Annotated in this window: 15 protein-coding genes; 8 read left to right on the top strand and 7 right to left on the bottom strand. The window is 66.2% G+C overall.

Translation table 11 applies throughout. The features are described 5' to 3' along the window. Positions 1–245: 245 nt before the first annotated feature. Positions 246–2,525, top strand: a complete 2,280-nt coding sequence (locus ACP693_RS09790; RefSeq protein WP_426017219.1) for a xyloglucanase — start codon at positions 246–248, stop codon at positions 2,523–2,525. Continuing rightward, positions 2,522–4,144 (top strand): alpha-L-fucosidase, encoded by a 1,623-nt coding sequence (locus tag ACP693_RS09785; protein ID WP_426017221.1) that lies wholly within the window; start codon positions 2,522–2,524, stop codon positions 4,142–4,144. Before ACP693_RS09790 ends, ACP693_RS09785 begins: the two co-directional genes overlap by 4 nt. A gap of 4 nt (positions 4,145–4,148) precedes the next feature. Here the strand turns inward: ACP693_RS09785 and ACP693_RS09780 are convergent, their stop codons facing one another. From ACP693_RS09780 to ACP693_RS09765, 4 genes are all read right to left on the bottom strand, one after another. Next, entirely contained in the window at positions 4,149–6,116 is a 1,968-nt protein-coding gene (locus tag ACP693_RS09780; protein ID WP_426017223.1) for a sialate O-acetylesterase, read from the bottom strand. A gap of 240 nt (positions 6,117–6,356) precedes the next feature. Then, positions 6,357–9,293 carry a TIM-barrel domain-containing protein gene (locus tag ACP693_RS09775; RefSeq protein ID WP_426017225.1) on the bottom strand — a complete coding sequence of 979 codons (2,937 nt, stop codon included), beginning with the start codon at positions 9,291–9,293 and terminating at the stop codon, positions 6,357–6,359. A 31-nt stretch (positions 9,294–9,324) separates the two neighbouring features. Then, positions 9,325–10,974, bottom strand: a complete 1,650-nt coding sequence (locus ACP693_RS09770) for a DUF5597 domain-containing protein (RefSeq protein WP_426017227.1) — start codon at positions 10,972–10,974, stop codon at positions 9,325–9,327. Positions 10,975–11,050: 76 nt separating this feature from the next. After that, a complete protein-coding gene (locus ACP693_RS09765) occupies positions 11,051–13,930 on the bottom strand; it encodes a TonB-dependent receptor (RefSeq protein WP_426017228.1) in 2,880 nt (959 codons plus the stop codon). A gap of 296 nt (positions 13,931–14,226) precedes the next feature. Here ACP693_RS09765 and ACP693_RS09760 point away from each other — a divergent pair, with 296 nt between their 5' ends. Further along, complete coding sequence (locus tag ACP693_RS09760; protein WP_426017229.1) at positions 14,227–15,759, top strand: tryptophan halogenase family protein; 1,533 nt, start codon at positions 14,227–14,229, stop codon at positions 15,757–15,759. After that, positions 15,756–17,267 carry a tryptophan halogenase family protein gene (locus tag ACP693_RS09755; protein ID WP_426017230.1) on the top strand — a complete coding sequence of 504 codons (1,512 nt, stop codon included), beginning with the start codon at positions 15,756–15,758 and terminating at the stop codon, positions 17,265–17,267. The genes ACP693_RS09760 and ACP693_RS09755 overlap by 4 nt, the downstream gene beginning before the upstream one ends. A gap of 20 nt (positions 17,268–17,287) precedes the next feature. Here ACP693_RS09755 and ACP693_RS09750 read toward each other — a convergent pair whose 3' ends face one another. From ACP693_RS09750 to ACP693_RS09740, 3 genes are all read right to left on the bottom strand, one after another. Further along, on the bottom strand, positions 17,288–19,072 hold the full coding sequence (locus ACP693_RS09750) for an IlvD/Edd family dehydratase (RefSeq protein WP_426017232.1): 1,785 nt from the start codon (positions 19,070–19,072) through the stop codon (positions 17,288–17,290). A gap of 75 nt (positions 19,073–19,147) precedes the next feature. Beyond that, positions 19,148–19,897 (bottom strand): SDR family NAD(P)-dependent oxidoreductase, encoded by a 750-nt coding sequence (locus ACP693_RS09745; protein WP_426017233.1) that lies wholly within the window; start codon positions 19,895–19,897, stop codon positions 19,148–19,150. A gap of 132 nt (positions 19,898–20,029) precedes the next feature. Then, complete coding sequence (locus tag ACP693_RS09740; RefSeq protein ID WP_426017235.1) at positions 20,030–20,803, bottom strand: IclR family transcriptional regulator; 774 nt, start codon at positions 20,801–20,803, stop codon at positions 20,030–20,032. Positions 20,804–20,996: 193 nt separating this feature from the next. Here ACP693_RS09740 and ACP693_RS09735 point away from each other — a divergent pair, with 193 nt between their 5' ends. The 4 genes from ACP693_RS09735 (at position 20,997) to gor (ending at position 25,622) form a co-directional block, all read left to right on the top strand. Then, positions 20,997–22,571 (top strand): sodium/sugar symporter, encoded by a 1,575-nt coding sequence (locus ACP693_RS09735; protein WP_426017236.1) that lies wholly within the window; start codon positions 20,997–20,999, stop codon positions 22,569–22,571. 1 nt (position 22,572) lies between these two features. Beyond that, entirely contained in the window at positions 22,573–23,475 is a 903-nt protein-coding gene (locus ACP693_RS09730; protein WP_426017237.1) for a 2-dehydro-3-deoxygalactonokinase, read from the top strand. Further along, positions 23,472–24,098: a 2-dehydro-3-deoxy-6-phosphogalactonate aldolase gene (locus ACP693_RS09725; RefSeq protein ID WP_426017239.1), complete on the top strand. Its 627-nt coding sequence runs from the start codon at positions 23,472–23,474 to the stop codon at positions 24,096–24,098. Before ACP693_RS09730 ends, ACP693_RS09725 begins: the two co-directional genes overlap by 4 nt. Positions 24,099–24,239: 141 nt before the next feature. Then, the gene (gene gor / locus ACP693_RS09720) at positions 24,240–25,622 is read left to right on the top strand and encodes a glutathione-disulfide reductase (RefSeq protein WP_426017240.1); all 1,383 of its coding nucleotides are present in this window, start codon (positions 24,240–24,242) and stop codon (positions 25,620–25,622) included. The last annotated feature ends 4 nt before the right edge of the window (positions 25,623–25,626 follow it).

Here is a 25,626-nt window from a genome sequence, read left to right as displayed (position 1 = left end):
ACCCGGCGCGACCATGCAGGTCGCACCGGAAGTTCGCTCAGGGTCTGCAAAAATCCAGGCGTCGCGCGACGCGCCGACAGCGGCGAAATCCGTTGAACCCGAGGTTCGCTCCCGATACGTCGTTGACCGACGCCTGATTTTTACAGACGCAACTTGATGCACCTATGACAATGATGTCAACTGTTCACGTTAGCGCTAACATCGAGAGACGACTTAACGTCTCCGACCCAGGGAGAGACGGCGACATGACGACAGGTGTGACACGACGCACGGCCGGCCTGTTGGCCCTGTCCGTCAGCGGGCTGGCGGCGACCGCCAGGTCGCAGGCGCGAGACGCCGCCCCTTACGGCTGGCGCAATGTCGTGGTCGGCGCGGGCGGCTTCATTCCCGGCATCGTCTTCAGTCGCGTAGAACGCGGTCTGGCCTATGCGCGCTCGGACATGGGGGCCGCGTATCGGTTCGATGCCGCCGTAGGACAATGGAAGCCGCTGATGGATTCCAGTCCCCGGTCGGGCGACTTCGGCATCGAAAGCATCGCCGCCGATCCCATCGACGCTGATATCGTCCACGCGGCGGTCGGGGTCCACAAGGCAGACCCCGGCGCCATGCTGCGATCTTCCGACCGGGGCGAGACCTGGCGGCGGACCGAAGTCCCCTTCCGCATGGGCGGCAACGAGGACGGGCGAGGCCTGGGCGAACGGCTGGCGATAGACCCGAACGACAACCGCATCCTCTATTTCGGATCGCGCCACGACGGTCTGCAACGCTCGACCGACGGCGGCGAAAGCTGGCGCAAGGTCGAGGCTTTTCCGCTGAAGGGGCTGGGCACGCCCACCGACCGCAGCACCCACGGCGGGCTCAGCTTCGTGGTCTTCGATCCCCGCAGCGGCCGGCGCGGACAGGCGTCGCGGACGCTGTTCGTCGGCGTCGCCGATCGTCACGAACATGCCCTTTATCGCTCGGACGACGCCGGGCAAAGCTGGCGGCCGGTCGAGGGCGGGCCGCGCGCCGAACTGTCGGCGGCCAAGGCGGAGCTGGACGACCGGGGGATCCTCTATGTCACGTGCACTCTTGGCATCGGCCCGAACGGCGTCACTGACGGCGCGGTCTGGCGGCTGGACACCAACACCGACGCCTGGACCGACATCACCCCGCCGAGACCTCTGGGTGGCTTCATGGGGGTGGCGCTGGACCGGAAACGGCCAGGCGTGATCATGGTTTCGACCCTGAACCGCTGGCAGCCCGGCGACACGATCTGGCGTAGTACTGACGACGGACGAAGCTGGACCAGCCTGCGCGAGGCGGCCCGCCACGACGTCAGCGCCACCCCCTATCTGAACTGGGGCAACGACAAGCCGGACTTCGGCTGGTGGATCGCGGCCTTGGCGCTGGATCCGTTCGACAGCGACCGGCTGGTCTACGCCACTGGGGCCACCGTCTATGAGACGCGCAACCTGTCCGCCGCCGATCACGGGGAGCCGACCGACTGGGCCCCTTGGGTCGAGGGGATCGAACAGACGGCCGTCATCACCCTGGTCAGTCCGCCCAAGGGACCGCATCTGCTGACCGGGTTCGGCGACATATCAGGCTTTGCTCATGAGGATCTGGACCGCTCGCCGCAGCGCCAGTTCATCACCCCGGTCTTCGCCAACACCAACCAGATCGACTATGCGGGCGCCGCGCCCGACATCGTGGTGCGCAGCGGTACGCCGCACGAGGGCGTCGCCTCGGAAGGTCACGACAGTTCTACCCTGGCCTGGTCAGACGATGCGGGGCTGAGCTGGAAGCCGCTGGGCCGCCCTCGACCGGCCTCGGGCGAGACCGCGGCAGTTGCCGACAATCCGCGTATGGACCTGTATCGCGACGCGCCGATCACGGTGTCGGCCGATGGATCGACCTTTGTGCTGGCCACGCCCCAGGTCGTCTGGTCGCGGGATCGCGGCGCGACGTGGAAGGCCTGCGCCGGTCTGCCGATGCTGTTGAGACCTGTGGCGGATCGCAAGGATCCAATGCTGTTCTACGCCTTGGATTTCCGCACCGGCGCCTGGTACGTCAGCGTGGATGGGGCCGAGAGTTTCGCCGCCGTGTCGTCGCGCGGCTTGCCCGCGACCAGCGCCGAGGACCGGCCGACCTGGCGCGAGGTCGCCTTCCCGCTGAAGGCGACGTCCGACCACGAGGGCGATCTGTGGTTCGTGTCGCACAGCGGCCTCTACAACAGCCGCGACGGCGGTCAGCGGTTCGACAGGATCGACGGGGGCTTGAGCGTCGAGATGCTGGACTTCGGCAAGCCGCCCGCCGGTTCGACCTACCCTGCCCTGTTCGCCATCGGCACGCAGTCCAAAGCGGGGGGCGAGGTGCGTGGCGTCTTTCGTTCCGACGACCGGGGCCGATCCTGGATCCGGGTCAACGACGACCTTCATGAGTATGGTCGCCGCTATCGCGCCATTGCCGGCGATCCCCGGGTCTTCGGCCGCGTCTATGTGGCCACCGACGGGCGCGGCGTCGTCTATGGAGAACCGGCATGACCCTGTCGCGACGCGGACTTCTCGGCGCCGGCGCCTCGGCTTCAATGCTGGGAGCGTGCGCCACGACGCCGGGCGCCACGACGGCGACCGGTCCGTTCAAGCCGACCTGGGACAGCCTGGCCGCAGGCTACAGGACGCCCGACTGGTTCCGGGACGCCAAGTTCGGCATCTGGTCGCACTGGGGGCCGCAATGCGTGCCGGAGTTCGGCGACTGGTACGGCCGCCAGATGTATATTCAGGGCAACCCCGTCTACGACCACCATGTCGTGAACTACGACCATCCCAGCCGCTTCGGCTTCATGGAGTTCATCGACCAGTGGAAGGCGGACCAGTGGGACCCCGAGGGGCTGCTGGACCTCTATCAGGCGGCGGGCGCCCGCTACATCATGTCGATGGCCAACCATCACGACAATCTGGACCTGTTCGACAGCGCCCATCACGACTGGAACGTGATGCGGGTCGGGCCGAAGCGCGACATCGTCGGCACCTGGGAAAAGGCGGTGCGGGCGCGGGGCCTCAGGTTCGCCGTGTCGAACCATGCGGCCCACGCCTGGCACTGGTGGCAGACGGCCTATGGCTATGACGCCGAGGGGCCGCTGAAGGGCGTGCGTTATGACGCGGCGCGCCTGACGAAGGCCGACGGCGCCGGCAAGTGGTGGGAGGGGCTGGACCCGCAGGAACTCTACACCGGCCCGACCTTCGCCCCGCCGGAGGGGATCGGCTCCATCGCCGAGATGAACGCCTGGCACGATGCGCGCGACGGTCAGTGGATCGAGACGCCGCCCGCGAACAACCCGGCCTTCGTGCGGTCCTGGGTGGCGCGGCAGCGCGACCTGATCACCAAATACAAGCCGGACATGGTCTATTTCGACAACTACGGCCTGCCGCTGGGGCGCTACGGCCTGGAGGCGACGGCCGAGTTCTACAACGCCTCCTTGGCCTGGCGGGGCGAGCTGCCGGTCGTGAACGGCAAGCGGCTGGACGAGCGTCAGCGCAAGGGCATCACTGAAACCATCGAGCGCGGCTTCTCCGACAGCCTGAAGCCCGAGCCGTGGCAGACCGACACCTGTATCGGCGACTGGCACTACAACCGCGCCCGTTATACCCGGCACTCCTACGTCCCGGCCAACAGCGTGGTGCAGCGGCTGGTGGATGTCGTCTCCAAGAACGGCAATCTGATGCTGAACATCCCCCAGCGCGGGGACGGCTCGATCGACAGCGACGAGCGTCAGATCCTGACGGATATCGCCGCCTGGATGAAGGTCAACGGCGAGGCCATCTTCGACACCCGTCCCTGGCGCATCTATGGCGAGGGGCCGACGGCGGTCGTGGGCGGCATGCACGGCGAGGGCGCGGCGCGGCCCTGGACCGGTCAGGACATCCGCTTCACCACCAAGGGCCAGACGCTCTACGCCTTCGCGCTGGACTGGCCCGAGGACGGACGGATGGTGGTGCGCGCCCTGGCCCCGCAGTCGGGTCGCGTCGAGGCGGTCGAACTGCTGGGCGGCGGTGCCCTGCCCTTCCGCCAGACGGTCGAGGGCCTGGTCATCGACCTGCCGGCCGAGCGGCCGGTGACGGTCGCGCCGGCCGTGCGGTTGAGGGGCGCAGGCCTGGCCTGAGGCCCTAGCGGATCTCGGCCTCGAACGGGACCGCTGGAAGACCGGCGGGGCCGTAGAGGTTGCAGACCGGGCTGTCGGCCCAGCAGAACCGGACCTTGAGGTCGGTCGCCGTCGCCGAGGTCAGCACCACGTCATCGCCCGCCAGGGCCGCATCGACGAAGCGGCAGGCGTTGTCGACCCCGCACAGCTCGAACCCGACCGGGCGGTTGGAGCCATGGGCGACCAGCTGGGCCGAGGCGGCATAGCGGATGTGGACGCCGTCGGCGGCGCGGGTCACAGCGACCGGCTGGGGCGAGACCGGCTGGGCCTGGCCGTCGAGGCGACGGGCCTCCAACGCCAGGCGACGACCGACCTCCAGCTTGTTGGTCGGATGGATGTCGTAGCGGTCGCCGATGTCGATGGCGACGGCGAGCCCTGCCAGAGGATCTGCGTTGACCACTGTGCGCTGGCTCTCACGCAAGGCGGCCCAATAAGAGTTGGTCGGCTGGCTGGCGGCGGGTCCGAAGTTCGCGAGTTGCACCACCAGCATCCGTATCTCGGGGTTCTCGAACTGCGCCCGCCAGTCGGCGAACAGAGCCGGTAGCAGGCGGCGATAGCCGACATAGTCGCCGATGTTCGACTCGCCCTGATACCAGGCCATGCCCTTCAGGCCGTAGGCCCCCAAGGGCGCGATCATGCCGTTGTAGAGGGTGGTCGTGCCGCTGCCGCCGATCCAGGGCGTGCGCGGCGGATTGGGCAGGTCGCCCAGGGGCGCGGCGACGCGGTGACGCCAGCCCGAAGACAGGGCGACGGCCGTGCCGTCCGCCAGCACCAGCCGCTTGTTCGCCGCCGGTCCCCAGGCCCCGCCGCCGCCGTTGGTGTCCAGCACCCCGACCGCAATCAGGTTGCGGCCCGCTTTCAGCGTCTCGGCGGGGACGGCGTAGGTGCGGGGCGTGTCCCAGCCCTGCTGGCCGCCGACATATTGGCCGTTGACCCAGGTCACATCGGCGTCGTCCACCGGACCCAGCTCAAGCGTGGCGGCCTGGCGCGCCTGGGCGGCGGTCAGCTCGACCTCTTTTCTTAGCCAGACGATGCCGTCGAAGGTGGCCAGACCCGGCACGGTGGATTCCCAGAACCCTTCGGGGGGGATGGGCGCCCAGTCGGCGTCATTGGTGCGCGGTAGATGCCAGCCCTGCTTCGTGCCGGGGTCGTTGGCGGTCCACCAGGCCTGCGTGACCTGTCGCCAGATGGCGTCGCCCTGAGACGGATCGCGGGCATAGGCGTCCAGCGCGTTCAGCGCCTCTTGATGGCCGCCCAGTTTTTCCACCGCGCTGCGGCTCAGCCAGTCCTCGATGATCGACCCGCCCCAGGAGGCGGCGATCAGGCCGACGGGGACATCCTCGGTGCGGCGCAGGTCGCGAGCCATGAAATAGCAGGCGGCCGAGAAGTCGCGCACGCTTTGCGGGCTGGTGATGCGCCACTGGCCGACCGAATGCGGGGTCGATGACGGGGCCGGCAGGCTGGAGCGGCCGACCAGGAACAGACGGATCTTGGCGTCGTTGGCGTTGGCGATCTCGCTCTCGGCATTGCTCGCCTGTCGAACGGCGAACTCCATGTTCGACTGGCCCGAGCACAGCCAGACGTCGCCGACCATGACGTCCGAAAGTGTCTGGGTCGCGCCGCCCGACTGTGCCGTCAGGACATAGGGACCGCCGGCGGTCAGGGTCGGCAGAGCGGCGCGCCAGGCGCCGTCGGCGCTGGCAGTCGCCTCGACCTGGGTCTGGCCGAGGCTGACCGAGACGGCGGCGCCGGGGGCCGCCCTGCCCCACACATTGACGGGGCGACCGCGTTGCAGGACGGCGTGGTCTTGGAACATGGCGTCGAACAGGGGGGCGGAAGCCGGCGCCTGCATCTGCGCTTCGGCCTGGGCCAACGCAGGGACGGCTGTGGCGAGGACGCCCATGGCGACGGCGGTGAGCAAGAACGAGCGCATAGGCGCCTCCTGATGTTCCGCCTCGGGCGGAGGGTCCAAATTGCACTGCACCCCGAAACCGAGTGCAAAGTACAAGAAAGTGCAATTTGGTTCGTGGGACGCTGCGATGTCAAAGACCGGACCGCCAGTATAGGGCCGTTCCGAACCCTGTATGGTCGATCGCCTGCGTCTCGCACAAATCCCATTCAAGACAAGGTGTTGAGGATCGACATCGTGTCAATGTCGATCCTCGCATATCCCCTAGCGGCGAACCTCGACCGCCTGTCCGTCGTACTGGATCGTCCTGGCCGGCGCGGCGTCGAAATCGCCGACATCGGCGCCCGGTCCGCTGACGAAGCGCACATTGATGGTGCGGTTCGCCGGCATGGTCGGATACGAACCTGTCCGCGCGCCGATGGTCAGGACGCCGGTCGCATCGTTCCACGTCATGGGGATGTTGGAAAACTCGCCACGCTCGTAGGCATAGGTCGTGCCTTGATCCTCATAGAGAGAGAAGCTGCCGTTCGCGCCGGTGTAGATCACCAGGGTCAGCGGGCCGTCCAGCTTCTCGGACGTGTACTGGATCGCCGGGCCGGTGGGCAGGATGGAGCCGGCGCGGACGAAGACCGGGATCTTGTCGACCGCCGCCTGGACCGTGACCGAACGGCCGCCTGCGTATTTCTGGCCCGTCAGCATGTCGTACCAGTCGGCGCCTTGCGGGAAATAGACCGAGCGGCTGCGCGCCTTGTATTGCGTCACCGGCGCGACAAGCAGGGCGCGGCCGAACAGATACTGGTCGTTGATGTCGCGCGCCTTCAAATCGGACGGGAAGTCCATGACAAGGCCGCGCATGATGGTGCCGTCGCGCTGATAGACGTCGCCGGCCAGGCTGTAGATGTAGGGCATCAGCCGGTAGCGGGTGCGCAACTGCTCGGCATAGGCGTCGTACATCGGCGTGCCGGGCTGGGCCAGATTATAGACCTCGCGCAGCGGGAACTCGCCGTGCGAGCGGAAGACGGGAGAGAAGGCGCCGAACTGGAACCAGCGCAGGTTCAGCTCGTCCCACTCGGCCTTGTCCTCGGGCTTCATGCCGGCGGGGTTGGAATAGCGGCTCTCGACCGAGAAGCCGCCGATGTCGTGGGTCCAGTTGGCCAGGCCCGACAGGCCGGTGTTCACGCCCGCCGAAATCTGGTCCTTCAGATTGTCCCACCGCGCCACCACGTCGCCCGACCACAGGGTCGAGCCGGTGCGTTGCAGGCCGCCCCAGGCCGAGCGGGTCAGGATGTAGGTGCGCTGGTCGCCCTTTTCGCGCCGGAAGTTGTTGTAGACGTTCTCGGCGTTGATCAGCGGATAGGAGTTGAAGACATAGGCGCCCGGGCCGATGGCCGTCGGTCCCATGCGCAGCGTCCGCTCGGGGATGTCCAGGTTGGAGTGCATGTCCGGTTCCACCGAATCCAGCCACCAGCCGTCGAAGCCCATGCCCTTGAAACTGTCGGACATCTGCTTCCAGTACAGGTCGCGGGCGGCGGGCAGATAGGGGTCATAGAAGCTGTTGGCGTAGCCGGGTCCGACCCAGTCGCGCGCGCCGACGTCGACGTTGCGGGTGTACATGCCGCCGATGGCGTCTAGCTGCTTGTAGTGGTCGGTGGTCGGATAGAATTTCGGCCAGACCGAGATGATGATGTTGGCGTTCATGTCGTGAACGTCCTTGACCATCTGGGTCGGGTTCGGGAAGCGCGCGGGGTCGAACTGGTGCGAGCCCCAGGCGTTCTCGGGCCAGTAGAACCAGTCTTGAACCACGTTGTCGATCGGCAGGCCCAGCTCGCGATAGCGGCGCACCGTGTCCACCACCTCGGCCTGATTGTTGTAGCGCTGGCGGCTCTGCCAGAAGCCATAGGCCCAGCGGGGCAGCATCACCGACTTGCCGGTCAGGCCGCGGTAGTTGGAGATGACGCCGTCGAGGTTATCGCCGCCGATATAGTAGTAGTCGATGGCCGTGCCGACTTCCGAGGCCAGGCTGAGCGCGCCCTGATCGGCGGCGGGTAGCGGGTCCTGGTGGCGCAGCGAGATATAGCCGTCCTCGGGGATCCATTCGATCTTGATCGGCACGCGGGCGTTTGCGGCCATCTGGACTTGGAAGTCGTGGTCGAACGGGTTCCAGTTCTGGCGCCAGTTATCCTCGACCATCTGGCCGTCAATCCAGACCTTCACATAGCCAGACGAATAGAGGCGGAACTTGTGCAGGCCGGCGGTCGCGGTCTCAAGCGTGCCTTCCCAGACGACCTTGACGCCGGCCTGGCCGGGCTTGCCCATGTCGCCGGTCTGGACCGGCTGGCCCGGTTGCGACTTGAAGCCCTCGGGCCAGCGCGACCATTCGCGGATGAACTCGTAGTTCACCTCGGTCTCCTGCCGCTGAACCTTGAGCTGGTCATTCTGATAGTAGCTGGCGGTCAGTCCGCCGAACCGGCCCGTGGCGTCGCGCACGATGAACTGGTCGGCGATCATGCCGTAGGGGCGCGGGTCGCCGAAACGGGTGATCGAGTTGTTGTCCCACAGGACGCCGTAGTTGCGGCTGGACACGACCAGCGGAATGCCGACGTCGATATTGTGCTGGGCCAGCTGAACGTCGTGGCCCTTGTAGTTCATCACGCCCTGCTGATGCTGACCCAAGCCGTAGAAGGCCTCGTCGGCCGGGCTTTCCCAGACCTGGCGCGTGGCCAGGAAGCGGTGATCGCCCTTCTGGTCCTCGACCGTGACGGGGCTCAGTTCGCGGCTGCCGGGGCGCTCCTTCAGCACCTCCTGGCCGTTCTCGTCGAGGAAGCGGACGGCGCCGGTCTCGCGCGAGACCTCGGCCGTGGCCTCGGCGGTCTTCAGCAGCACCACATCGCCGCGCGTGTCGACCTCGAACGGGGTGGTGGTCGAGGGCTGGGCCGTGACCATCAGGCTGGCGGGCAGGTTCAGGTCGGCGTTCTCGGTCGCGGTGACGCGGATGGTCTCGGGGCCATAGACCTCCAAACGCACGCGGCGGGCGGCGCCCTCGGCCGGGGTGACGACGATGCCGCTGGCGGTGCGTTCGAACGCCGCCTGTTGGATGGCGCCGGCGGATGCGCCGTTCATCAGCCCCTGACCTGCGCAGGCGGCCAGAGGCGCGGTCATCAGGGCGGCCAGGAACAGGCGGCGGGCGAGGATCGGGATCATGGCGGGCGCTCGCTTTTTACTTTTCAGGGGTTCAGTAGGTGGCGGTGACGACGCGCAGCAGGCGCGGTCGATCGGTGAAATTCAGGCCGTAATCGACCTGGTCTCCGTTCCAGATGCGTTCGAAGACCCATTTTCCAGCGTCGTCGAAACGGCCTTCCTCGTAGCGCACGACCATGCGGCGCTTGCCGTCGGTCGAGGGCTTGGCGTCGAAATCGACGCGGGCGTGCAGGCCGCTGACGAAGAACACATTGGGATCGTCGAGCTGGGCGACGACGACGCCGCCGTTGGGATTTTCGGTGCCGGACGCCGGCCCCTGTTCGCCCAGCCAGGTCCATTCCGGCAGTCCGAACTGCCACAGGCGATAGCGGACGCGGGCGGTCCAGTCGCCGAGGTCGATCTTCTGCTCAGACCGGTCGTCCGGTTCGGACACGCCCCAGACGCGGCCTTCCCAGGCGGCGCGCGCCCAGACATGGGCCCAGGGCCGCACCACGGCGTAGGCGGTCTTGAGCGGCGTCAGGGTTTCGGGCGTCACCGTCTTGGCGCCCAGCGGCCAGTTGGCGTAGCCGGTGTAATCGATGCCGAAGGCGGAATAGCCTACTCCGCCGCGTCCCAGCGTCGAGAAGAGGAAGCGTCCGAACGAAGGATCATTGCCGGTTTCGGCGACGAACAGGGCGTTGTCCGGTCGCGCGTATCGACCCAGCGTGCCTTCGTAGCTGACGGAGCCGCGATCGTAGATGTCAGGCGCCAACAGGTCGATGGATGGCGCCGCCGCCTTCCAGACGTCGATCACTGGCCAGACGGGGCCGCCGGACGCATAGTTGGTCGGCGAAACGCGCGTGATTGGGTCCGTCAGCGCCGCATTGACGTACATCGGCAGCGGATATTCGCGCTTGCCGGCCTCGGTCACCGTGTTGACGTAGGTGGCGATGGACCACGCATGGAAGAACTCGTCCGCCTCGCCGCCGAAGACGGCGGACCAGGTTCCGGGCGCCTTGCCCGTGCGGTCCAGCAGGGCCTGAGGCACGGGGCCGTCGAAGGCGGCCTGGGCGGCGGGGGAATAGTCGCGCACCGAGCCGTAGGTGCCGACCTCGTTCTCGGGCTGGACCATGATGACGGTGCGTTGGCGCTCGTCGATCTGGCGGATGTGGCGCATCAGGGCGGCGAAGGCGCGGGCGTCGGCGGCCAACGTCTCGGCGCCATAGGGCGACATGGCGTAGGATTCCGAGCCGTCCTTCTGAATCAGGTGCGGGAACCGCGCGGGGTTCAGCTTGACCCAGGCCGGGGCGTATTTGGGCGCGGTGTTCTTCCAGGTGGCGAACCACAGGATGACTAGGCGCACGTCGTTGCGACGGGCCTCCTGAACCAGATGATCGACGAAGGAGAAGTCGAACTGGCCCTCGACCGGTTCGAGCTGTTCCCAGGCGATGGGCACCTGAACGGTATTGGCGCCGATGTGGTGGATCGCAGGCCAGGCCTCGGCCAGGGGCGCGGGGTAGTTGGAGGAGTTGTTGACCTGAGCGCCGAGGATGGTGAAGGGCGCGCCATCGACCATCAAGGCATGACGGCCGTTCTGCTCGACCAGATGAGGGATCGGCGACTGCGCCAGGGCCGGCGCCGAGGTCACGGCTGCCAGAGCGGCGATGCCCAAGGCAAGGTTAAATCCGCGTGCGAAAAAGCCCATCGCCGCCTCCCAACGTCGATAAGAAAAACGATTGGGGCGCCGACGACTGCCGACGCCCCGTCAGGTCAGACTGAGATCAGAAGGCGGCGCGAAGCACCACTGCGATCCGGCGATCGGTATCCACCCAGTTGTACGGCGGCTTGCGGGTCTCGTTGCCCACCTTCAGCACGGTCCGTTCGTTCAGGATATTGGTCGATTGGATGCCGATCTTCACTTCCGAGGTCAGGTTGTAGAAGATCGAGCCGTCCAGCTGGCCATAGTCGCTGGCCCACACGGGCGCGTTCACGTTCGCGGCCGAGGTGGTCATCAGATACTCCTCGCGCCAGTTGTAGGCGAGGCGCGCCGAGATGCCGTATTTCTCATACAGAAGCGCGGCGTTGTAGCTGGTCCGCGACAGGCCTTCGAGGGGCAGTTCCGCGCCGGCCGCACCGTTCTGGATCGGGTCCAGAATGTCCTGGCTGGTGTTGCGACCGCCGCTGCTGTCGACGTAGGTGAAGTTGGCCTGGACGCCGAACCCGCTGAGGGGACCCGGCAGGAAGTCGTAGAACTGCTGATAGGCCAGCTCGAAGCCGTCGATCTTGCCCTTGTCGCCATTGGTGTAGCGTGTGATCAGGAAGTCGTTGGTCACGCCGCCGTTGGTGAAGGTCTCGGTCGAACTGCCCGAGAAGATATAGTCCTTCAGATCCTTGTGGAAGGCGGCGAAGGTGATGCTGCCGGTCGGGGCGAAATACCATTCCAGGCTGAAGTCGTAGTTGGTGGCCTTCAACGGCTCCAGGTTCGGATTGCCGCCCGTGCCCGTATAGGGCGTTGTCGGGTTCAGGGTGACGCCGTCGGGCTGGAAGTTGATCGCCAGGTTGGTGAACGGCTGAAGCTGATACATTTCCGGGCGCAGGATGGCGCGCGACACGGCGAAGCGGGCCTGAAGCGTATCCGTTAGGAAGGCTCGCAGGTTCAGGCTGGGCAGGACGTTGGTGTATTCCTTGCTGATGTCGGCGCCGTCCAGCGGGCCGCCATTGGCGAACTGGACCGCGCGGTTGAAGGCGGTGCAGTCGGTGCCGGGATTGGTCGCCGGCGGGCATGACGTTGTGATCGACGGCAGGGTGATGACCTGGTTGGAATCCGTATTTGTCTTGACGACGCGCAGGCCGATGTTGCCGTCCAGACCGCGACCGAAGAAGGCCGTATCGTTGCCGAAGCGGGTGTAGACATAGGCCGCCTCGGTCTTCTCCTGCAGTTCGGTGACGCCGCCGGCGCCGCTGCCCAGACGATAGCTGTCGAAGTCGTTGGAAAGCGGGGTCCAGCCCCAGCCCGAGCTCTGGGTGTTCTTCAGGATGTCATAGGCGTGAGCCGTGCCCTGGTTGAGCAGGCCGGCGGTCGGGAACCAGGCGACCCCCGGAACGACCGTGTCGCCACGGAAGAAGTTGTCGAAGCGATATAGGGTAGAGGACTCCACCAGACGCGGATCCTGAACGCCGCCGGGGAAGCCGGTGTCGTCCAGATAGACCACGGCGCCGCCGCCGTTGCCCCAATACTGGTTGGACAGCAGGCCCCAGTTATAGCCGGTCTGGCGGTTGGTGTAGTTCTTGTCGGTGGCGCGGACGCCGAACTCGATCGAGCGGAAGAAGCTGTTGTTCTGGAAGTCGTAGCGGGCGTCCAGGCGACCGGCCAGTTCGTCGGCCTCGTTGTCCTCGATGTGGTCCATCGCGGCGGCCCACCAGTATTGCGACTTATCTTCCATCGCCCCGCCGGTGGAGGTGATGGTGGGCAGGTCGCCGTCGATGGTGATCCGCATGTCAGGACGATCCTGCAACTGCGTGAAGGCGGTCATCGAATAGATTTCGGCCGTCGACTTCACATATTGCAGGTCGCCGCTGAACGACCAGGCGCCGCCCGGCGTGTATTTGAAGTTCAGCGCGACGTCGCCGGTCTTCTTGGTGTCGTCGCCGATCCGGGTGTCGGTGTTGTAGTTGGCGTCGAAGATGTTCCCGGACTTGAAGACGTTGTCCTCGTCATAGGAATAGGTCGAGTTGGGCGAGGCGATCGTCTCGGTGCCCATGGCGTATTCGACATTATAGGTGTCGGCCTGCGAGCCCAGGGCCTGCAGGGTGAACAGCCACTGGTCGTTGGGGCGCCATTGGGCGGCCAGCGCCACGGCGGTGCGCTTTTGCTCCCAGTCGATGGTGCGCCAGCCCATGTTCTTGGGAACATAGACGGTCTCGCCCGCCGCGCCGGTGCCGTCCGCGCTGGCGTTGCCGGCATCCAGCACGATCGGGTCGTAACGGTCGGTGGAAATGCTGTCGGTGCGGTTGCCGACGTTGGAGACGCTGACGTTGGCCAAGAGGCCGAACTCGCCGAAACGGGTATCCCAACGATCGGAACCGATCACGCTACCGGACCAGAAACCCTTCTCGGACAGGTCGCCGTAGTTGTAGTCGGCGTTGACCGCCAACAGGCGGTCGGCGTTGTCGAACGGCACGCGGGTGCGCAGGTTGATCGTACCGGCGATGCCGCCCTCGATCATGTTGGCGGCGACGTTCTTGTAGACATCCACGCCCGACAGCAGGTCGGCCGAGACATCCTCGAAGCTGAGACCGCGGCCCGAGGCGGCGGAGAAGATGTCGCGACCGTTGGTTTCGGAACGAACGCCCGATAGGCCGCGCACGAAGACGCCGCCGCCTTCGGCCGCCAGACGGGCGGGGTCGCGGGCGGAGTTGGTGCGTTGCAGGGTGATGCCGGGAATGCGTTGCAGCGCCTCGGACACCGAACGGTCCGGCAGGGCGCCGATGTCCACAGCGGTCACCGAATCGACGATGACCTCGGAATTCTTCTTGATGGCCTGGGCCGAGCGAAGCTGGGCGCGAATGCCGGTGACGACCACTTCATCGACCGTGGTGGCGTCGTCCGACTGGGCCGGATCCTGCTGGGCCAGCGCGCCCGTCGGCAGTGCTGCGGCCACCGTAAGCAAGGACGCTCCACACAACAGAGCGACACGACGCACGTGATTTTGACGAGACATGTGTCTCAGAACCTTCCTGCTGGTCGCGCCCGCCGCTTATTGGCGACGTGGAACGACATCCCTCCCGAAGTGAAGCCGCGCATCGTCCGATGTCACCGCCACCTTTCAAGGATGCACAAGTTTTCATGCATTGAAAAGTGTTTTCTGATAGCGCTACCAACGTGGCGCTTTGGCCGTATTCGGCTAGGCTTCAGGCAAGCATGATCGGCGAAAAGCCGGCGTCGGGGAGAACAGGAATGACCGAGCAGACAGGAGAAATGACCGAGCAGACAGGAGAGGTGCGCCACGTCGCCATCGTCGGCGGCGGGACGGCGGGATGGATGGCCGCAGCGGCGCTGGGCCGGGCGTTCACGCGTCCCTTGGGCCTGGCGCTGAAGATCACCCTGATCGAGTCGGAAGCCATCGGCACGGTCGGCGTGGGCGAGGCCACGATCCCGCCCATCCGTCAGTTCGTGCAGATGGTGGGCCTGTCCGAAGAGGACTTCATCCGCTCGACGGCCGCGACCGCCAAACTGGGCATCGCCTTCAAGGACTGGACTGCGCCGGGTTCGGAATATTTCCACGGCTTCGGCGACTATGGCCCCACCGTCGCCGGACAGGCCTGGCGGCAATATCTGTTTCGCCTGAAGGCCGCTGGCCGAATCGACAGCCTGGACGCCTGGTCCATGCCCACCGCCATGGCCCGCGCCGGCAAGTTCGCCCCGCCGGTCGAGGACAGCCGTTCGGTGCTGTCCCACTATTCATACGCGTACCAGTTCGACGCCGGCCTGTTCGCGCGGCGGCTGAGGACGCTGGCGGAGACGCTGGGGGTCGTTCGGCGCGAGCGACGGATCACGGGCGTGGATCGCGACGGCGAGACCGGCCTGGTGCGGGCCGTGAAGCTGGAAGACGGCGGCGAGGTCGAGGCGGACCTGTTCATCGACTGCTCGGGCTTCCGAGGTCTGCTGATCGAACAGACGATGCAGGCAGGATACGAGGAATGGACGCACTGGCTGCCGTGCGACCGCGCCGTCGCCGTGCCGTGCAACTCCACCGTGGCGCCCGAGCCTATCACGACCGCCCGCGCCCGCGAGGCCGGCTGGCAATGGCGCATTCCGCTGCAGCACCGGGTGGGCAACGGCTATGTCTATTCCAGCGACCATGTGGACGACCAGACGGCGCTGGACGACCTGTTGGGCCAGATCGAGTCGGAACCTCTGGCCGAGCCCAATCGTCTGCGCTTCGTCACCGGCAGACGGCGCGAGGCCTGGAAAGGCAATGTGGTGTCGCTGGGCCTGGCGTCGGGATTCGTCGAGCCGCTGGAATCGACCAGCATCAACCTGATCCAGACCGGCATCGGGCGGCTACTGCAGATGTTCCCCGACCGCAGTTTCGATCCGGCCCTGATCCGCGAATACAATCGGCGCTCGGCCCAGGAGTTCGAGCGCATCCGCGACTTCATCATCCTGCACTATCACCTGGCGGGGCGTGCCGGGGCGATGTGGGATCGCTGCCGCGAGACAACGCCGCCCGATACGCTGATGGACAAGATCGAACTGTTCCGGGCGCGCGGCGAGATCGGGCTGCTGGAAGACGAATCCTTCCGCGAGGACAGTTGGGCCGCCGTCTTCACCGGCCTGGGGACATGGCCGAAACAGGCGTCGCCCCTGGTCTGTCTCGACGATCTGGACGGGGTCGATCGCCAGGCGCGGCAGTTCGCCCAGCTGATCGAACGCGCCGCCACCGCCCTGCCCGCCCATTCCCACTATTTCACAGGTTACGCCCGATGACCCCCGCCCCGCTGAAGCGCATCCTGATCGTCGGCGGCGGCACGGCCGGCTGGATGGCCGCCGCCGCCCTGTCGCATGTGACGCGCGGCACGGTGAAGGTCGAGTTGGTCGAGTCCGAAGCCATCGGCACCGTCGGCGTCGGCGAGGCGACCATCCCGCCGATCCTGCTGTTCAACCAGTTGCTGGGCATCGACGAGGATGAATTCGTCCGCGCCACCCAGGCGACCTACAAACTGGGCATCCAGTTCCATGACTGGTTCCAGAAGGGTCAGAGCTATTTCCATCCGTTCGGCGTCTATGGGACGCGCATCGATGCGGCGTCGTTCCATCAATACTGGCTGCGGCTGAACAAGGCGGGGCTGGACGATGACCTGGGCGCCTATTCGGTCACGACCGTGGCGTCGCAGATGGGGCGTTTCACCCGGCCCGACAGCGATCCGCGCGGCGTGGCGTCGCAAATGACCTACGCCTTTCATTTCGACGCCGGCCTGTACGCCAAGTTCCTGCGTCAGCGCGCCGAGGCGCAAGGCGTTGTGCGCCATGAAGGCAAGATCGCCGACGTGGTGCTGCGCGACGGCGACGGCTTCATCCAGTCGGTGCGGCTGGACGACGGACGCGAGCTTGAGGCGGACTTTTTCATCGACTGCTCGGGCTTCCGGGGCCTGCTGATCGAGGGGGCGCTGAAGACGGGTTATGAAGACTGGACCCACTGGCTGCCGGCCGACCGGGCGGTGGCCATGCCCTGCGCGAGGGTCGGAGAGCCGACGCCCTATACCCAGTCGACGGCGCTGGAGGCCGGATGGCGCTGGCGCATTCCGCTGCAGCACCGCACCGGAAACGGCTATGTCTATTGCAGCCCCTTCATCTCGGACGACGAGGCCCAGGCCAAGCTGCGCGCGTCGCTGGACGGCGAGGCCATGGCGGATCCGAACTTCCTGAGGTTCACCACCGGACGGCGCAAGAAGACCTGGAACAAGAACTGCCTGGCGCTGGGATTGGCGTCGGGCTTCCTGGAGCCGCTGGAATCGACCAGCATCCATCTGGTGCAGTCGGGCATCTCCAAACTGCTGCTGCATTTCCCCGACACGGGCTTCGCCCAGGCCGACATCGACAACTACAATCGACTGACGCAGGTCGAGGTCGAGCGGATCAGGGACTTCATCATCCTGCACTATCACGCCACGGCGCGGGACGATTCACCCCTGTGGCGGCATGTGCGGGCCATGGACGTGCCAGAGACCCTGAAGCAGAAGATGGACCAGTTCCGCAGTCGGGGCCGCGTCTTCCGCTATGACGACGAACTGTTCCAGGAGACGAACTGGATCGCCGTCCTGCTGGGTCAGGGCGTGATCCCGGAACGCCACGACGCGATCACCGAAACCATCCCTCTGGATCACATCCGACAGCGGCTGCAGCAGATGAAAGCGATGATCCGACACGGCGTGGAGCGGATGCCGACCCACGACGCCTTCATCGCCGCCCACGGCAAGGCGCCGCCGCTGCAATAGAGCGGCGGCGCCTCAGTCGGTCAGTGATTGTCGCGCGGCAGGCCGAACTGGTCGATGATGCGGTGGTATTTGATGGCCGGTTCCAGCACGGCGCCGGTTTCCAGCTGGCCGACCGCCGCGCGCTGCATCTCCTGCCACGGGGTCTGGGAGGCGGGGTATTTGTAGCCGCCCGCCGCCTCAAACGCCTTGCGACGCTCGGCCAGTTCCTCGTCCGGGATCAGGATGTCGGCGCGGCCGGTGTTCAGGTCGATGCGCACCCGGTCACCGGTCTTCAGCAGGGCGATGTTGCCGCCCGCCGCCGCCTCGGGCGAGGCGTTCAGGATCGAGGGCGAGCCGGAGGTGCCGGATTGCCGCCCGTCGCCGATACAGGCCAGGGCGCTGACGCCCTTCTTGATCAGGTAGGACGGCGGCCGCATGTTCACGACCTCGGCCGCGCCCGGATAGCCGATGGGCCCGGCGCCGCGCATGAACAGCAGGGTCTGTTCGGTGATGCCCAGGCTCTCGTCGTCGATGCGGTGGTGAAAGTCCTCGGGCCCGTCGAACACGACGGCCGGGCCTTCGAAGGCGTTCAGGTCGTCGGGATTGGACAGATAGCGTTCGCGGAACTCGGGGCTGATCACGCTCAGCTTCATGATGGCCGAGTTGAACAGATTGCCGGTGAAGACGACGAAGCCGGCGTCGGTCTTCATCGGGGCGTCGAAGGTCTTGATGACATCGGGCAGGACGATCTCGGCCCCACGACAGTTGTCGCCGATGGACTTGCCGGTGACGGTCAGGGCGTCCTCGTTGATCAGCCCCTGTTTCATCAGTTCGGCCACCACGGCCGGCACGCCGCCGGCATGGAAATAGTCCTCGCCCAGATAGTCGCCGGCGGGCTGAAGGTTGACCAGCAGCGGCACGTGCAGCCCTTGCGTCTGCCAGTCCTGCAGCGGCACATCGACGTGGGCGTGACGGGCCAGGGCCGTCAGGTGGATCGGGGCATTGGTCGAGCCGCCGATGGCCGAGTTGACGACGATCGCATTGTGGAACGCCTCCTTGGTCAGGATGTCCGACGGCTTCAGATCCTCGCGCACCATCTCCACGATCCGCAGGCCGGTCTGATAGGCGACCTGGGCGCGTTCGCGATACGGCGCCGGAATGGCGGCCGAGCCAGGCAGCGACATGCCCAGCGCCTCGGCCAGCGAGTTCATCGTCGTCGCCGTGCCCATGGTATTGCAATAACCGACCGAAGGGGCGGACGAGGCCACCAGTTCGATGAAGCCGTCATAGTCGATCTCTCCGGCCGCCATCATCTGGCGCGCCTTCCAGATGATCGTGCCCGAGCCGGTGCGCTCGCCCTTGTGCCAGCCGTTCAGCATCGGGCCGACCGACAGGGCGATGGCGGGGATGTCCACGGTGGCGGCGGCCATCAGGCAGGCGGGCGTGGTCTTGTCGCAGCCGATGGTCAGGACGACGCCGTCCAGCGGATAGCCGTAAAGGCTCTCGACCAGACCCAGATAGGCCAGGTTGCGGTCCAGGCCCGCCGTCGGGCGCTTGCCGGTTTCCTGGATCGGATGGACCGGGAACTCCATGGCGATGCCGCCCGCCTCGCGGATGCCCTCGCGCACGCGTTCGGCCAGGACCAGATGGTGGCGGTTGCACGGCGACAGGTCCGAGCCGGTCTGGGCGATACCGATGATCGGCTTGTCCGACTGCAGCTCTTTGCGCGTCAGGCCGTAGTTCAGATAGCGCTCCAGATAGAGCGCCGTCATGTCCGGGTTTTCCGGGTTGTCGAACCAGGCGCGGCTGCGGAGGGTCTTGGTCATTGATCAGGTTCTCGGGGCGCGAGGGCGATGCGGCATATAATATTACAAATCGATCCGGCGCAGTTCAAGCCGCGATCAGGTCCAGCCGCCGTCGACGACATAGTGCTGGTTGGTGATGGCCCCGCCCTCGTCCGAACACAGGAAGACCACGACCTTGGCGATGTCGTCGGGCACGAGCCGGCGCTTCAGGCACTGATTGGCGTAGATCTCTTTTTCAGTTTCCGGCGTGACCCACAGCGCCAGCTGGCGATCGGTCATGATCCAGCCGGGGGCGACCGCGTTGACCCGGACGCCGAACGGACCGAAGTCGCGGGCCAGCGAACGGGTCAGGCCGATCACTGCCGATTTGGACGCCGTATAGGCGGGCATGCCGCCTTGGCCGATGACCCAGGAGGTCGAGCCCAGGTTGACGATGGAGCCCTTTCCCGTCGCCTGCATGTCCGGCAGCACCGCTTGGGCCGCGAAGAACTGATGCTTCAGATTCACCGCCATACGGCCGTCCCAATAGTCCTCCGTCACCTCCAGCGTCTCGTGACGCTCGTCATGGGCGGCGTTGTTGACCAGGACGTCGATGGGACCGAAGGCGTCGCGCACCGTGGCGATAGAGGCCTTCAACGCTGGGATGTCAGTCAGGTCGCAGGCGACGAATTGCGCCCCCTGCCCAAGTTCGGCCTGCAGCTTGGGTCCGCGCGTCGTGTCAATGTCCAGAAAGCCGACGCGGGCGCCTTGGGCGTGGAAGGCGCGGACGATGCCTTCGCCGATGCCGCCGGCCCCGCCGGTGACGACGACGGTCTTGTCTTTCAGGTCGGAGTAGATGGCGGCCATGATCGGTCTCGCGCCTCCCCGACGCCTCGTCGTTGATCGACGATGTTCGATCTTTCACAAATGAAAGTCGTTACCGTCAACAAAAATGGCGGCGACGGCCGTTTCTGTCAACGGGGGAGTGAGGGCGCCCGATCAGGCCTGGGAGACGGCGCCCATTTGGTCGGAGATCACAGCTGCAGCCCGCACCAACCGGGCGGCCGCCTCGTCCTTGGCGCACGTCATCGGAGCCTGTTCGATGAAGGGGGTGATCAGGGTGGCGATCACGCCGTCCGACCCCATGATGGGCGCCACCAGATCGGTGACCCCCTTCACGAAGTCGCTGGCCCGCTCGACATAGGGGCCTTGGGTCATGGCATGGGATCGGCTGACGAACTCTTCCACGGCCTCCACGCCGAACAGGCCGATTAGGGTCTCCTTGAGGTGAGCCTGCGCCCGTTCGTTGGCCCGCGAATAGAACATCAGGCCCGAAGTGGCGTGCAGGATGCTGCGCCGATAGCCGATCCGCACCGAATAGCCGAGGTCGCCGGGGCTCTCGATCCGAGCGATGACCACGATCTGGTCGCCTGACGGCACGACCAGGTGGCAAGACTGCATTGTGCCAGAGGCCAGATCCCGCATCGCCGGCATGGCCACGTCCACCAGCGACTTGATCGGCGCCTGGGTCATGCCCAGGGTGAACAGGCGGTTGGTCAGGCGATAACCGTCCGACAACTGCTCGATATAGCCGCGAAACTCCAGCACCTGGATCATGCGGAACAGTTCGCTGACCGACCGGCCCAGGGTAACCGACATCTGCGAGGGCGTCATCGCCTCGCCCTGGGACGACAGCAGCTCCAGAACGTCCAGGCCCTTTTCGAGGGCGGGGGCGCGATATTTGCGGTCGTCGGTCTGGTCTTGGTCGGTCATTGTAATCCTGTCGAGCGTCCTTACGCTACCGGGCGCGCCGTGCCGGGTGAAGACCAGCAGATGATGCGAGTGGTAGCATTGTCGCGGGTAAAATCACCACGCATATATAAAATCTTCATTGCGGCATACCAGCTCGTCCCCTAGGCTTTCTGCAGGGAGCCCGAAGTAAGGGCCGCATCGGGGAAACTGCATCATGTCGCTCGCGGCCATCGATCTGGCGATCCTGGCGATCTACGCCGTCTTCATCTTCGGCCTGGCCCAGTGGGTCTCACGCACTAAGAAGGGCGAGCAGAAGACCTCCACCGACTATTTCATGGCGTCCAAGAGCCTGCCTTGGTGGGCCATCGGCGCCTCGCTGATCGCGGCCAACATCTCGGCCGAACAGATCATCGGCATGAGCGGATCGGGCTATGTGATCGGCCTGGGCATCGCGTCGTATGAATGGATGGCGGCGCTGACCCTGCTGATCGTGGGCAAGTTCTTCCTGCCCATCTTCCTGCGCAATGAGATCGTCACCATGCCGCAGTTCCTGCAGCAGCGGTACGGGCCGACGATCCGCAACGTGATGGCCGTCTTCTGGCTGTTGCTCTACGTCTTCGTCAACGTGACCTCGATCCTGTGGCTGGGCGCCATCGCCGTCCACACCGTGACCGGCTTCAACCAGGATTACGCCATCGTCGCCATCGGCGTCTTCGCCCTGGCCTATCAGCTGTGGGGCGGTCTGAAAGCCGTGGCCCTGACCGACATCGTGCAGGTGGCGCTGCTGGTCTGCGGCGGTCTGATCATCGGCTTCATCGCTCTGTCGACCATCGGCGGCGCGGGCGGCGCCCTCGCCGGCTTCCAGACCCTGCTGACCGAGTTCCCCGACAAGTTCGACATGATCCTGTCCAAGGACAGCCCCCATTATCAAGAACTGCCGGGCATCGCCGTTCTGCTGGGCGGCCTGTGGGTCATGAACATCAGCTACTGGGGCTTCAACCAGTATATCATCCAGCGCGCACTGGCCGCCAAGTCGCTGCACGAAGCCCAGAAGGGCATCGCCTTCGCCGCCTATCTGAAGCTGCTGATGCCGGTGATCGTGGTCCTGCCGGGCATGGCCGCGCTGATCCTGGCCCCGAACCTGTCGGCGCCGGACCAGGCCTATCCGACGATGATGAACCTGCTGCCGGTGGGTCTGAAGGGTCTGGTGTTCGCGGCCCTGATCGCCGCCATCATTGCCTCGCTGGCGTCCAAGGTGAACTCGATCTCGACCATCTTCACCCTGGACCTCTACGCCAAGATCAAGAAGGACACGCCCGAGCATCAACTGGTCACGGTCGGCCGCATCGCCGCCGTCGTCGCGGTGGTCATCGGCATCCTGACCGCCCGCCCGCTGCTGGGCGGCTTTGATCAGGCATTCCAGTTCATCCAGGAGTTCACCGGCTTCTTCACCCCCGGCATCGTGGTCATCTTCATGCTGGGCCTGTTCTGGAAGCGGGCGTCCGAGGCAGGCGCCCTGACCGCCGCCATCGGCTCTGTGGTGCTGTCCGCCATCTTCTGGTGGCTGCAGGAGAGCGGTCAGTTCATCTTTCCCTTCATGAACCGGGTCGCGGTCGTCTTCGTCGTCTCGCTGATCGCGGCGGTCGTCGTGTCCTTGCTGATCCCGGCCAAGCCCGACGCCATGAAGATCAGGCTGGACAAGATCAGCTACAAGACCTCGCTGGGCTTCAACCTGGCCGGGGTCGGTGTGATCGCCTTCCTGATCCTGGTCTATTGGATCTGGTGGTGAGGTGAGCGATACGCGCTTGCCCCCTGCCGCCTTGGTTGGAGTCGACTGGGGCACCAGCAACCTGCGCGTCATGCGGATCGCCGAGGGCGGCGCTGTGCTCGACAGCCGTTCCGACCCTCGCGGCGCGGGTGGCTTGGCGCCGGATCAGTTTCACGGCGTGCTTCAGGAGGTCGCCGGCGACTGGCTGATGCAGGGCCTGCTGGTCCTGGTCAGCGGCATGGCCGGCGCGCGAGGCCGGTGGCGCGAGATGGCCTATCTGCCCTGCCCGGCCGGCGTCGCGGACCTGGCGAGCGCCGTGGCCAGCCCTGACGACGCGCCCGACGTCTGCATCGTGCCCGGCGTCGCCGTGTTCGAGGACGGCCTCCTGCAGGACGTGGTGCGTGGCGAGGAAACTCAGGTCTTTGGCCTGGACGCCCCGGACGACGCGGTGGTCGTCGGCCCCGGCACCCACAGCAAATGGATCCACACGGCGGGCGGCCGGATCGCGGGCTTTCGCACCTTCATGACCGGCGAACTGTTCGCCGCCATCCGCAAGGGCACGATCCTGGGCGCCGACATGGGCGACCCCGGCGTGGACGACGACGCATTTGCAGCAGGGGTGCAGCGCGCCTTGCGCGATCCCGCCGTCACCGCCGCCCTGTTCTCGGTGCGGGTCGAGGGCCTGGCCGGACGCCTTTCGCCGGCGTCGTCGGCCGACTATCTGTCGGGCCTGTTGATCGGAGCGGAAGTCGCCGCCCAGGTCGACGCCAACGACCGCCCCGTCATCCTGATCGGCGCCGAGGCCCTGTGCCGCCGCTATGCCGCTGCCCTGGCGCTGGGCGGTTTCCAAGACGTTCGCATCGCGGACGGCGCCGCCGCCACGGCCAAGGGTCTGTGGCGCGTTCACGAGGCTGTATCCCGATGATCCCAGTTTCCATCGAAAGCCTGGACGCCCTGCCCCTGATCGCCATCCTGCGCGGTCTCACGCCGGACGAGGCGGTGGATGTGGGCGAGGCCATCGTCGCCGCCGGTTTCCGTTGTCTGGAAGTGCCGCTGAACTCGCCCCAGCCGTTGGAGAGCATCCGCCGCCTGCGCCAGGCGCTGGACGGCCGCGCCTTGGTCGGGGCGGGCACGGTGCTGAATATCGCGGCGGCCCGCGAGGTCGCCCAGGCCGGCGGCCAGTTGATAATCTCGCCCAACGCCGACACCGACGTGATCCGCGAGACCAAGACCCTGGGCCTTTTGTCCCTGCCCGGCTTCTTCACCCCATCCGAAGCCTTCGCCGCCCTGAACGCCGGCGCCGATGCATTGAAACTGTTCCCCGCCGAGATCGCCGGTCCGAGAGGATTGAAGGCCGTCCGCGCCGTCCTGCCCGCCGCCACGCGCGTCTATCCCGTGGGCGGCGTCGATCCCGACAGCATGGCGGCCTGGCTGGGCGCCGGCGCCTCGGGCTTCGGCATCGGCTCGGCCGTCTTCAAGCCGGGCCAGACCGCCGATCAGATTGGTCGCCAGGCGAAGGCCTTCGTGCAGGCTTGGCGCGCGCTGTAGGCCCTCCGACGTCCGACACATTGCGCCTGAGTCACGCGGGTCGGGTAGCGAAGACGATTTGGGCTGACCAAGCCCTTGAGCCTCTTGGATTTCCGACAGCGCAGCCTAAATGTCGATGCCCCGCTCAACGGACTGCTGATCATGGCCGACTATGACTACGACCTCTTCGTCATCGGCGCCGGTTCGGGCGGGGTGCGGGCGGCGCGGCTGACGGCGCTGGACGGCAAGAAGGTTGCGGTCGCCGAGGAATACCGGGTCGGCGGCACCTGCGTCATTCGCGGCTGCGTTCCCAAGAAGTTCATGGTCATGGCCTCCGAGGTCAGCCATGCGCTGGAGATCGCCGAAGGCTACGGCTGGTCGTTCGACAACGCCAGGTTCGACTGGCCCACCTTCCTTGAGGCCAAGGACGTCGAGATCGCGCGCCTGTCCGGCATTTACGCCGCCAATCTGGGCAAGGCGGGGGTCGAACTGGTGCACGGTCGCGCCGTGTTGAAGGACGCCCACACGGTCGAGATCGTCGGCAAGAACCGCACCATCACCGCCGAGAAGATCCTGATCGCCACCGGCGGCCGCCCGTGGAAACCGGAAGACATGCCCGGCATCGAACATGCGATCACCTCGGAAGAGGCCTTCCACCTGCCGGAACTGCCCAAACGCATCCTGATCGCCGGCGGCGGCTATATCGCGGTGGAGTTCGCGGGCATCTTCGCCGGCCTTGGCGTCGAGACGACCCTTATCTACCGCGGTCCCAACATCCTGCGCGGCTTCGATGACGATGTCCGCGCGCATCTGGCGGGCGAGATCGAGAAGCGCGGCATCAAGGTTATCCTGGGCTGTCAGCACGAGAAGATCGAAAAGACCGCCACCGGCCTGGTCAACCACCTCGAAAACGGCATGAAGCTGGAAGCCGACGTGGTCATGTTCGCCACCGGCCGGATCCCGCACGTCAAGGACCTGGGGCTGGAGGCCGCCGGCGTCGAGCTGAACGACGAGGGCGCGATCAAGGTCGATCCGTATTCGAAAACCACGGCCGAGAACATCTGGGCCATCGGCGACGTGACCGACCGGATGAACCTGACGCCCGTCGCCATCCGCGAGGCGGTCGCCTTCCACCAGACCGTCTATCGCGACAACCCCCAGCACTTCGACTACGAGGCCGTGGCCACCGCTGTCTTCAGTCAGCCGCCGGTCGGCGTCGTGGGCCTCAGCGAGGCGGAGGCGCGCCGGTCATGCTCCAAGGGCGTGGACGTCTATGTCACCCGCTTCCGCCCGATGAAATACGCCTTCACCGGCTCGGACGAGCGGGTGCTGATGAAGCTGGTGGTCGACGCCGACAGCCAGCGCGTGGTCGGCGTCCACATCGTCGGCCCCGACAGCCCGGAGATGATCCAGCTGGCCGCCATCGCCGTGAAGGCCGGACTGACCAAGGCCCAGTGGGACGCCACCTGCGCCGTTCATCCGACCATGGCCGAGGAACTGGTCACCCTGAAGGAGAAGCAGTCCGGCGCCACCTCGGCCGGCTGACGCC

Origin of the sequence: Brevundimonas sp. TWP1-3 (assembly GCF_049896085.1) — a bacterium.
Lineage (GTDB): Bacteria > Pseudomonadota > Alphaproteobacteria > Caulobacterales > Caulobacteraceae > Brevundimonas.
Note: the sequence above shows the minus strand (reverse complement) of the source record. Positions and strands in the feature narration are given on the sequence as shown.